Annotated in this window: 5 protein-coding genes and 1 pseudogene; 2 read left to right on the plus strand and 4 right to left on the minus strand. The window is 65.2% G+C overall.

From position 1 onward, the window contains the following. Positions 1–40: 40 nt before the first annotated feature. Both FJE54_RS02220 and FJE54_RS02225 read left to right on the plus strand, forming a co-directional pair. Positions 41–4,252: a hypothetical protein gene (locus FJE54_RS02220; RefSeq protein ID WP_139651098.1), complete on the plus strand. Its 4,212-nt coding sequence runs from the start codon at positions 41–43 to the stop codon at positions 4,250–4,252. Between the two features lie 24 nt (positions 4,253–4,276). Further along, positions 4,277–4,876, plus strand: a pseudogene (locus FJE54_RS02225) (InlB B-repeat-containing protein); the annotation flags it as partial. A gap of 59 nt (positions 4,877–4,935) precedes the next feature. Here the strand turns inward: FJE54_RS02225 and FJE54_RS02230 are convergent. The 4 genes from FJE54_RS02230 to FJE54_RS15940 all read right to left on the minus strand — a co-directional run bounded on the left by FJE54_RS02230 (position 4,936) and on the right by FJE54_RS15940 (position 10,854). Further along, entirely contained in the window at positions 4,936–5,154 is a 219-nt protein-coding gene (locus FJE54_RS02230; RefSeq protein WP_139651102.1) for a hypothetical protein, read from the minus strand. 120 nt (positions 5,155–5,274) lie between these two features. Continuing rightward, positions 5,275–5,856: a hypothetical protein gene (locus FJE54_RS02235; protein ID WP_139651104.1), complete on the minus strand. Its 582-nt coding sequence runs from the start codon at positions 5,854–5,856 to the stop codon at positions 5,275–5,277. Between the two features lie 2 nt (positions 5,857–5,858). Continuing rightward, the gene (locus FJE54_RS15935; protein WP_180326508.1) at positions 5,859–6,431 is read right to left on the minus strand and encodes a hypothetical protein; all 573 of its coding nucleotides are present in this window, start codon (positions 6,429–6,431) and stop codon (positions 5,859–5,861) included. Further along, positions 6,424–10,854, minus strand: a complete 4,431-nt coding sequence (locus FJE54_RS15940) for a hypothetical protein (RefSeq protein WP_180326509.1) — start codon at positions 10,852–10,854, stop codon at positions 6,424–6,426. Before FJE54_RS15940 ends, FJE54_RS15935 begins: the two co-directional genes overlap by 8 nt. Between the last annotated feature and the right edge of the window lie 429 nt (positions 10,855–11,283).

Genomic DNA, 11,283 nt, shown 5'->3' on the forward strand with positions numbered 1-11,283 from the left:
CATGCCGCTCAGCCAAACCAGCACACGGGGAGTTTCGCGTATGAACCACAACCAGGAAAAGCACCTGTCAGGAGAAAACAACGAGCGCCCAGCGCTATCGCGACGCTCTTTCGTAGCGGGAGCGGGCGCCATGGCGCTGTTCGGCACGCTCGGCCTCGATCCGATGATCCCAAGCGCCTACGCCGACGACCTCGAACCGGATACGACATCCGCATCGCCGACCGATGCCTCGGCCGCAACGCAGTCGCAGGCGAACGCGCAGAATTATTTCTCCGATCCGGCTTCCTACAAGGACTTCAAGCTCGACGTGCAAAACGTGCCCGCCGACTTCAACGACGACACATCGAGCGATCCCCTCGCGGGCTTCACGACGCTCGACCCGCAGAACCTCTACGTAGGCTACGTGAACCGAACCGACTACGACAAGGGGAAAGCCTACGTCGCGGACAGCATCGAGGCGCTTGCCGCATCCTCGATGAAGCTCGACAGCATGGCGCGCAAAACCCTCGGAGCAACATCCCTCGACACCAACTGGAAGGATTACCAGTATCACGCGAACAACGCGTGCACGCTCACGCATGCCGGAGAGCAGCTCATCGTCTCGAACACCATCTACACGGGCTCCTATCAGTCGGGCCACGGCAAAGATCGGGAAAGCGGGCAGGACATCCAGCTGCAGCGCTTCGCGAACGGACAGGTCCAAACGCTGGCCCGCGTCCGCCATGGCCTTCCTGCCAAAAACGACCCTCTTGTCATGGAGCATATCCAACAGGAGGGCTCGCTCGGGCTCTTGGCCATGGTCGGCGGCGATTTCGACGGCGACGGCAACCAGGAGCTTGCCATCTACAACCCCTACCCCGCAGGTCCCCACATCGTCATCTACCGCTACGATTCCTCGAAGGGAGCACTCGTCAACGAGCAGGTTATCTACCTCGACAAAATCAATTCCAGCTTCGGCGGCGAATTCAGCGACTGGCGCATGCCCATCGTCCACCTGGCCACGTTCTCGCACGGCAGCTACGACGACCTCGTCGTCACCATGAGCCTGCCGCTCACCTACCAGAACGGCCTCGGGTTCCGCAGCACGCCTTCATTCATGGCCATCTACTCGAGAAAGACCAAGGCAACGCGGCCACAGCTCGAGCAGGTATACAACTACACCCCCGACTTCGGGTCGTATCGCATGCGGTTCGCCTCGACGCTGCAAACCGACCTCAACGGCAACGGCGAACCCGAGCTTATCCTTGCCGGCCACTATAACTCCTACAACAGCGGCGACCCGGTGGGCTGGATGGAATCAGATAAGAACCTCGTGCAGATGTTCACGTTCGACGCGGCGAAGAGCATCTACCAGTTCGTCTGGGACACCCCGAAGGAAGTGCCCGCGTTAAGCGACATCTACGTGCAGTACGAGATGTGCGAGCCCGCAGCGCTCGCCACGGGCAAGTTCCTGCGCTCCGAGGCCAACGATCTGCTCTTCTTGGAGGGGTATGTGTTCTCGCTCTCGTCCACCAACAAGAAGGGCGATTCGGAGGCCGCGCACTTCAGGGACGGCAGCTTCACCTCGCTGTACCATATGAACCTGACGGGCTACCGAAACCACTTCATCACCAAAGCGGTATCCGGCAACTTCGCCAAAACGAACATCGGCACCGAGCAGCTCATCGTGCAGAGCGGCGCTGTGGGGTCGAGCAACTTCACGGTCACCTACGACGTGCGCTGGGTGCTGGACCAAAACGGCAAGCTCGCAACCCAGGACACCGATCCCAGCTTCATCAGCAACGCGAAAACCGACGACAACGGCACGTTTCTGACCATCGCTGCCTGCGATATCAACAAGAACAACGCCTTCAAGTTCGCGCTGAAATCAAAATCGTTCGGCTGGAGCGCGCCGCAGCCTCTCGCCGTCCTTGCCAGCGTGCCGTACTGGAGCGAGCTCTCCGACGAGAGGCTCGGCGACGAGAAGACGAGCATCGGAACCACCAGCTTCGGCATCTCGTCATCCGAATCGGCCGGCACCGAGGGCAGATGGGGCCTGGGCGGCGGGTTCAACGTGTCCGCCGAGCTGCTTTTGGGCGTCGGGCTCGTCGGAAACGAAGGGTTGCTCGGCGGCGGCTTCGACTTCGGCGCGATGTTCAACTATGCGGGCAGCTACTACCGCGAGCGCAACGTCGAACGTTCGCTCACCTACGAGGAATACGCGGGCAGAACCATGGTCGTCACGTCGGCGGTGCCGGTTGTCGTCTACGAGTACGACGTGTACGTGCCCGAGTTCACGGTCACGCAGCAGTACCTCGACGAGTACAACAAGCGCGCGGAGCCCGGCAAGCAATGGGGACAGGAAAAGGTGGGCACCAAAGCAGGTAACACCCATGTGGCCTACAAGATCGACAACACCTACGATGCTGCCCTCGGGCTCATGACGCTCGACGGCTACAACAAAGCAGCGCAGAGCGTGGGGTCTGCGGACGTGCCGACCATCGACATGGCCAACGTGCTGGCGCACACGCAGGGCGATCCCACCACCTACCCCACCCAAACGAGCCAGATCGCAAACGTGCACAACAACGCCATGATCTCAAACGCCAACGCCATACCGGTTACCGCCGACGGGGGTTCGGGAACGTCGGTAAGCATAACCGTAACCGACACGACCCAGTTCACCAACGGGTTCGACATAACCGTAAGCGGAGGCCTGTCCCTGAACGTGCATGCCGAAGCGTCGCTCGGCGCCGCCATATCGGTTTCCGGACAGGCAGGGGTGAAGGGCGAGCTGTCGGGCGGCGCCAGCTGGGTGTCCTCGCAGACGAAGGGCGCGCAGTTCTCCACCTCGCTGCCTTCGCTGCACCCCCTTCCCTACTTGGCGAACAAGGGCAACGAATACTCGTACAGCGTTCGCCTAGCCGTATGGCAGACCGACGCCGTGGCGAAGAACCCTCTGGTCATCGGCTATGCCGTCGAAGGAACCGGAGCGGCAACCGCGCCGAAGAGCCTTCCGCGCTATCCTTTGGCGTACAGCGCGGACGAGACCAGTATCATCTGGGCCTGGAGCAACGACACCACCCGCCCCGCGGGAGCGTACGGCGTGGCGCTGCCCACGGGCACCGGCGGCTGGACGGTGCCCGCCGGCAACGTGATGGGCGTCGATGCGAGCAGGTTCTGGATCGAAGACGGCCTCACCGCAGGCGACACCCGGCAGGTGCGGTTCCAGTCCTACGACAGCATGGGCCAGAACAATCCGAGCGCGCTTGGCCCGGCGATCGTCGGCACCACGATAGGCAGCGACGCGCCCGCCATCGACGAGCAGCCGAAAAACGTGAGCATAGTGCTCGGGGAGAGCAGCGCCGCGTTTTCCGTGCGCGCTCACTCCCAGCGCGGCGAGACCCTGGGCTATCAGTGGTTCTACCTCGACACAAGCAGCAGCACCGCCTATGCGGAATGGAAGCCCGTCGTAGGGGCGACGGGACCCGACTATGTCATCGACGAAGGCGACGCCCTATGGACCGGAGGGCTCTTTTGCGTGGACGTGATGGACCGGACGACCAACGGGAACGGCGTGGTGCCGACGGTGCGCTCGCAACCGGCGCGGCTGTCGATAAACGCAGCTACGGCACCGCTCAAGACGGCGCCGACCCTCGACCTCGACCTGGTCCGCGCGGACGGCAGCAAAGTCACGAAGCATCGCGACGAATTCTTCACCGCATTCGGGGACGAGTTCGACATGATCTTCACCGTGAAGGACGAGAACGGCCAGCCCTGCGAGGGCACGATCGCCCTGACCGTGTACACCTACAAAAACGATGTCAGCTCATCCGGCACCCAAACGACGCTCTTGCTCGTGAACGGCGAGCATAGCTATTCGGGCATCGACCCCGCGCACAACCCGAATTATTGGCCCCCTATCCCGGGGGGTGATCCGGGGAGCGACGGCCCGCGCGTGTTCCAAATCGAGGCACGGTTCTCACCGAATAGTCCCACCACGGACACCGTGCTGCCCATCAACGAGTACTTCATCCTCAACTACGGCACCGTCAACATCGAGCGCGTGGCGCACTTCCTCACCTGCAACACCGAGGGCCTTTTGCCCAGCGGATCAACCTACGCCCTCACGAAGCACATGCCCCTGCCCAACATCGCCCCCGCGATGGTGAGCGCGCAGTTCGACGGCTGGTTCACCGACACGGATTTGGCGAACCCCCTCTCGCCCCCGTTCGCGTCCGGCCCCGGGCAGACGACGCTGTACAGCGCCTAGTCGCAGGATGAGTACGCCGTCTCCTACGAGTTGGACGGCGGCACGAACAGCGCCGACAACCCTGCAACGCTCATGAACGGCAGCACGACCGTCACCTTGCGCGAGCCCTCGAAGACGGGCTATGCGTTCGAGGGCTGGCATGCCGACAGCTCGCTCTCGAAGCCCGTCACGGCCATCCCCCGCGGCGCGACGGACGACATAAGCCTGTACGCGAAATGGAGACTCATCGAGTATCCCCTGTTCTACTTCGCCGGCATCGGCAAGAACCCCGATGGCAACCCGAGCTCCTACACGGTGCTCGACGACGATCTGGCTATCGCGCCGCCTCTATTCGACGGTACCGCTGCGGGTACGAGCGCCTGGTACGCCGACCCGTTCTTCACGCAGAAGGCCGCAACCGTCATACCGGCGGGGAGCACCGGCGACGAGGTATTCTACGCCTACGGGGGAGAATCCAGCGGATCCGGCACCGGGCCGAGCCCTTCCGTCCTCGCCAAGACCGGCGACGGCCTCGCGGGATCCCTTTACGTTGCCGCCCTCGGCGTTTTCGCGTTCGGCTGCACGGTAAGCATCGCCGCCGTTCAGGAATACCGCCGGTGCAGGAAGAAATCGACCGGTCAGTAAACGGTGACCAGCAAGCGCCCGGCTCAGCCATCGAAAGCGGGGCCGGGCGCTTTCGGCCGCTATCGGCTTGGAGGTGCCTTGCTCTTTTTACGATGCCTCACCTGAGCGGCAGCGACGAGCGCGATGGCGGACAAGGCAGCCAAGGCAAAAGCGACGGCGGGCAGAAGGTCGCCTGTGGGGATGAGCGGCGCGTCGCCGTCGGGCGCGTCGGGGGCGTTGCCGTCGGGGGCGTCGGGTGCGGCCTCCACCACGCGGGCCGTCACCTCGGTCGTGCCCACCTCCCCGCCGTGCGCGGCGCCCGGCGCGAGCGCGGCCGTCCCAAAGCACAGGCAGAGCGCGGCCGCCGCAGCGGACGCGACCATGAGACGCTTCGCTTTCCCGACTGCGCCGCGCACGGGCTACGAGGTCACGAGCTGGGCGTAGAACGTGAGCGTGCCCGTGTAGGCGTCGTTGTACGACTCGTCCTTCTCGAAGAGCTGCGCCTTGTCAAGCACGGCGTCGTAGCTGATCGTGGTCACCATGGAAGCGGCGAACAGCTGGTAGCCGCCGGGAATCACGTAGTCGTTCGCCTTGATGGAAGCTCCCGAATGCTCGATGTCGTACTCCAGCACGTTCGCCGGCGTGCGGGAGGCCGCCAGCATGAACGTCTGTCGATTGGCCGTGTCGTGCACGCGCACGGCAACCTTCTGGGCGCCCAGGTTGCTCACCGCGGTCACCCCCACGTTGAAGGAGACGGATACCTCTTCGGGTTGATTGCTCGTGGGCTTGGCGAACGTGCCGAAATCGATCTTCGCTGGGATCTCCACCGTGTAGCTGGGCGCATTCGGATCCTCCACCGTGGCGGTGACGTCCGTCTTGCCCGTCTTCTCGTCCTGGTTGATGGCGTGGGCCGCCGCTGGCAGGGCCAAGGCAGCCGCCAGCAGCAGCGCCATGCCCAAGTAGCCGCACCGCTTCGCCCTATGGTGCATGCAGGTTTTCATCCTCATCCTTCCGTCGTCATGTGCAGGGTGAAGCTCGACACCGCGCCGTTGAGCGGCGAGCCGTCATCGAGGGAGAAGCATTCGTAGGCGATTTCCGCCGGGTACTCCCCCGCCTCGAGGCCGACGGCCAGCTCGATCTCGGCCAAGCCCTCCCCCGGCGCGAGGGAGGGCGAGCGGTACAGCTCCGTGCCGTCCTCCAGGCGCAGCGTGATCACGAAGGAGCACTCGTTGCTCGGCGGATTGCCCATGTCCACGCGCTGGGCCGTCTCGCCGGCGCGCATGGTCATGGACTCGTAGCCCGGGATGGAGATGCCCTGCTCCACGCCGCCGGCACTCGGCACCGCCGCGTCCCACCCCGTCACCGTGGCGGATGCGCCCTGCGAGGCCGGCTGGGCACCCCCACCCAGCAGGACGAACGCCGCCACGCCTGCCGCCAGCGCCGCCACCAGGATAAGCACCGCAATGGCGACGGTTGTGCCGCGCGGGCCGCCGCGCGAGGTCGGGGATACGCGCCGTTTGGGCGGCCGCGCACCTCGCGCCCCCTCGGCGACGGTCGCGGCGCGCGGCCTACTCATCGCGCGTCGCCCTCCCGTTGCGAGCGAGCGCGTACGCCGCCAGCGCGCAGGCGGCCGCGCCCAGCAGAAGCACCATCGGCATCACGGAGCGGTCGCCGACGGGCGCTAGCGTGAGCTCCTCGGCCACCACCGCGAACGGCGAGAGCGCCTCCACCGTCACCGCCACCGCCTCGTCGGTGCGCGCCGCGTCCCGGTAGGCCACCACGCGCCCGTCGGCCAGCTTGTGCAGCACGTACACGTGCATCTGCGAATACGCGCCGCCGAGCGGGAAGGACAGCCGCACCGGCCCCCCGAGCGCCGCCGCGCCGGCATCCCTGCCTACCACCGCCAGGCCGATGTCGAACGCGCCCAGCACCTCGCCCTTCGTGTGGCCGCCAAGCTCGCTGTGAAGGTCGTGGCCGGGCTGCAGGCGCTCGACGGACAGGACGGCGCCCGCGTGGACGACGCCCGTCAGCGTGATGCCCGTAGCCGGATCGACCAGCGTGCGCTCGACCATCGGGTCCTTCGCGAGCGTCGGGTAGCCGTGGTGCACGTCGTCGGCCTGCACCCAGTAGTGCATCCCGTCCGCCACCGACGCGTTGAGCGCATCGGCGAAGGACTGCACGATCATCGATTTCTTCGGCATCCGCTGCGCGTCGCCCTCGCCTGTGCCGAACGCGTCCGGCGCCGACTCGGCCAGGAAATACGCGTGCGACACCGAGCCCTCGTTGCTCCCGACCACGCCGCCAGCGAGCGACCCGACCACTTCCGAGCCGCAGAAGTACGCGTTGTCGATCACCGTGCCGCTCTTGGCCGCACCCACGAGGCCGCCCGCCGTCGCGGACGTGTTGGAGGCGTCGTTCACGTGCCCCACCTTGCCCATGGCGTAGCTGTTCACGATGGAGCCCTGCGTCAGCTGCCCCACGAGGCCGCCCACCGCTGCCCCGCCTGCGAGGCTCGCCACGTCGGCACCGCTCCAGCAGTTCTCCACCCTGCCGATGTTGACGCCCACGAGGCCGCCCACCTGCGCGCCGCCGTTGATGTGCGCGTTGGTCTTGCGCAAATCGTCGATGGTGATGGTGTCGTCCACGTAGATGCCCGAGTACTGCGCCGTGCCGCTGCTGCAATCGCGGATGGTCCCCCGGTTGAGACCGGCGAGGCCGCCCAGCACGTGGTTCGCAGACGACAGCTCGAACGCGCACACCTGCACGTCGTGGACCACCGCCCCGTAATCGACGACGCCGAACAGCCCCGCGAAGCCGCCGGGGGCCGAAGCCTCGTCCAGGCGCAGGCCGCCGATGACGTGCCCGCCGCCGTCGAAGGTGCCGCCGAAGGGAACGGCCTCGGTTCCGATGGGAAGCGACCACAAGGGGAAGTCCTTCGTCACGTTCAGGATGTCGGCCGTCACCTTATACGACGCGTTCGCGAACGCGTCCGGCTCGCCCTGCACGGCTTGGGCCACCGCCTGCAGCGTCGCGAAGTCAGGGATGAGGATGACGCCCTCGTCATCGGTGTCGAAGTCGTGGGCGCTGAAGTACGGCAAGCCGTCGTTCACGCCGTCGACGCGCGTCCAAAAGTTCCACCCCCCCCCATGTCGCCCGTCGTTGAGCTTGCCCACCAACTCGGAGGTTTTCATAACATCGTAGGGCATGGCCTTGGCGTTCGCCTGCGACTGGTTGACATCCAACGTCGAGGAGTAGTAGCTGTAGGAGCTGTCGGCATCCTGGAACGGGTACATCGGCGCGATGGCGTACCGGGTGCCGAAGTCGCGCACCTCCCCTACGTTGTAGCAGTTCTCGATGGTGCCGTTCCACGAGTCCGCCGCGATGCCGCCCGCCTGCGCGCCGTTGCCCCCGCCATAGGAGGCGAGCCCGTGCAGGTCGGCCGTGTTGTAGCAGTTGGCTATCGTGCCGCGGTTGGAAAACGCGATGCCGCCCGCCTTGGAGCCCACGACGCGCGCGGCGTTGAAGCAGTTCACCACGCTCGCCCCCGAGGCGTTGTGCGTGACGATGCCGCCCACCTCCTGCCCGGCTCCGCCGCGCGCCGCGTTACCCGTCTGGCTGCATCCCGTCACGGTCCCCTTGTTGTCGTACGCGAAGTTGCCGGTGGCGTCCTCCAGGACCAGGTCCTTCACCACGCCGCTCGGGCCCACCTCGTAGAACAGGCTGCCGACGCCCAGGCTGGACAACGTATGGCCGCCGCCGTCGAACGTGCCCGCGAACGCGTTTTTCTTGAACGCGGCGTGCCCGCCGCTCCTGCAATCGAAGTCGGCAGTCACCTTGAAGCAGGCGTCGGGGTCGTCCACGGCGTTGTAGTAGTCCATGCACTGCCCCAACGTCTCGGAGTCGGGGATGAGGAAGGGGTTCTCGGGCGTGCCGTCGCCCTCCACGTTGAAGAACGACGCCTCGATCACCACGTCCTGGTACGGCATGGCGTAGCCCACCTCAACCACGCCGTTCTCGTCGGTGAACAGGGAGGCCGTGTCCTTGTCCAGAAGCTCCTGGATGACGTTGCCGTGGGCGTCCTTCACCTTCAAGCCCACGAGCCGTCCGTTGGCGTTCGACGGCTGCGCGGTTATCGCAAGCTGCGTGCGGGCCGACACCGCTTCGAGGCCCTGCCCGCCCTCGGCCGCCACCTCGAGCGTGCCTTTGCCGCTGACGGATTTGTTCACCCCGTAGGTCATCTTGCTTTCGTCGCCGGTGAGGATGGTGAGCAGCTTGAAGCGGTCGGTGGGGACGCCCTGGTCTTTGTAGTTCTCGGTGTTGAAGTTGTAAAATTCGTAAGCCGCCCCCGCCGGGTTATCAGTGCGGGGCAGGTAGAAATGGCTGTAGTGGTTGTTCGGCGCGAAAGGAGGCCCCTCCTGCGGATGAATCCAGCTGTTCGCCATCACGTAGACGTTGGACGGGCTTCCGTACTGGGGGATGTCGCTGAGCCCCTGGCTCGTGAGAAACTCGATGAAAGTGGCCTTGGTGTTGCTGTGCTGGTTCACCAAGACGATGTAGTCTTGGTGGGCCTGCACCATGCGGTAGCGCCCGCCCTCCACCGAGAGCAGGTTGTAGAAGTCCTGGTTGGGGTAGCCGTAATACTGATCGAGGGGGAACGCGTCACGCACGTACCAGCGCGTCAGCTCGTACTGGGTGATGCCCGCGTCCTTGAGCAGCAAGAACGTCTGGCCGCCAGTGCGAACGCGGTAAAACGGCATCTCGCTCGTCGTCTTCTCGGCGTAGGCGGTGAACGTCTGCGTGGTGGTTTCGGGATGATAGTCATGGTCGAAAAAGTCGCCGTTGATATCCTCGGTGTGGCTGGCCGACGAGGCGTACCCGTCGAGCGGCAGCGTCGGCTCCACGTCGATGGGGCGCATGGCGGTCTTGATGTTGACCGTGGGGAACAGGCCGCTGGTGTCGTAGGCGGTGCACTGCGTTTCCGCGACGTTGTTGATGCTGTTGAGCGCCGCGTTGGCCGCCTGCGGGAAGTACTGCTCCTCCGCCGCGGTGTCGTTGCCGGCGGCGGCGCGGTAGTCGGCGTAGATGCGGTAGGCCACGACGAGGGTGGTGAACGGGATGGCGCTCTTGTTCAGGCCGTCCTTCAGCATGGCGTAGTGCTGGTGCTCGAAGGCGTTGTTCTCGTACGAGATCTTGTTGAGGACGCCGACGTAGGTGTTGTCCCGGTCGAACTGGGCCTGCCCGCGGCCGTTCGGGTCGTCGGGGTTGCGACTGGGGTACACCGTGCACGCGTTCTCGGCCGCCTTGTCGATGGCGGCGAGGAAGCCGCCAGGGTCGTTCACGGAGCCGCGCGCCGCGATGGCGGCCACGTCGTTGTCGAGGAACCCCTGCACGCGCTGGGCCTCGGCGCGCGCCGCGTCCACGGCGGCCTTGGTCGCGTTAGTGGGGTTGGCCGCGTGGTCGGTCTCGGCCTGCGCGAGCGCCGTGGCGGCCGCCACGTAGTCCCGGTAGCGGTCGACGAGGTCGGAGTAGGGCTGCGCGGGGGCGTACATGGCCTTGTAGCGTTCGTTCGCCTGGGTGTAGTAGGTGGCGGTCTGGTAGTAGCTCAGGCGGGAGTTGATTTCCGACTCCATCTGCGTGAGCTGCGTCTTGATCTCCTCCAGGTCCTGCTCGATCTTGGCGCACTCCTCGAGGATCTTCGTACCGATGGGGTCGCCGATGGCGTAGTTCACCATCTTGTAGATGGCGTCCACGGCGTTGTTGTCGGTGTTGCCGGCCGCCCACCCGAGCGACGACACGCACACCTTCTCCAACATCCCCACGCTGAAGTCCGCGAGCTTGGTGAGCGCCCAGGCGGTGACCGGGCCGGAGACCGTTTCGGCCTCGGCCCTCTGCGCGGGCACCGCTACCGTCGATAAGGCGAGCACGCACGCGAGCGCCGTCGCAACCGTCTTTCGGGCGCATTGCCGCCACGTATCCTGCACCCTGCTCGCACCTTCCATGGCGCTCCTCCCCCGTAGAATTACCAGTCTTCAAGTGGAGTATAGGCGGAGCGCCGATCTCAAACTTCGGCCTGGTATGAGGTTTTGAGGAAATAGCAGAGGGAAGACGCGCTGGCTGCCATCCTGAGCGAGCGCAGTGAGGGCACGTCGGCGCATTCCCATGACCGCATTGTTGTGCACGTTGCCCAGCGCCCAGGGCTACAGACGCGGGGCTCATCCTGCCGACTCAAGCAAACCCCCTGATCACGGCTCCGCATTGAATCGCATGCCGATTGAAGGCACCGCTGGCAAGCCGTGGGCGACTCAGGGAGCCCGATTTCGCAACGCATCGGCAGAAAAAGCGCATTCGGCGGGGGCTTCCCCTGTCCGCCAACCTTCGGAAAACGACATTTCGAATCGCCTCGATTTGCAGCCAAACTCTGTGATCAG

Origin of the sequence: Raoultibacter phocaeensis (assembly GCF_901411515.1) — a bacterium.
Taxonomy (GTDB): Bacteria; Actinomycetota; Coriobacteriia; order Coriobacteriales; family Eggerthellaceae; genus Raoultibacter; species Raoultibacter phocaeensis.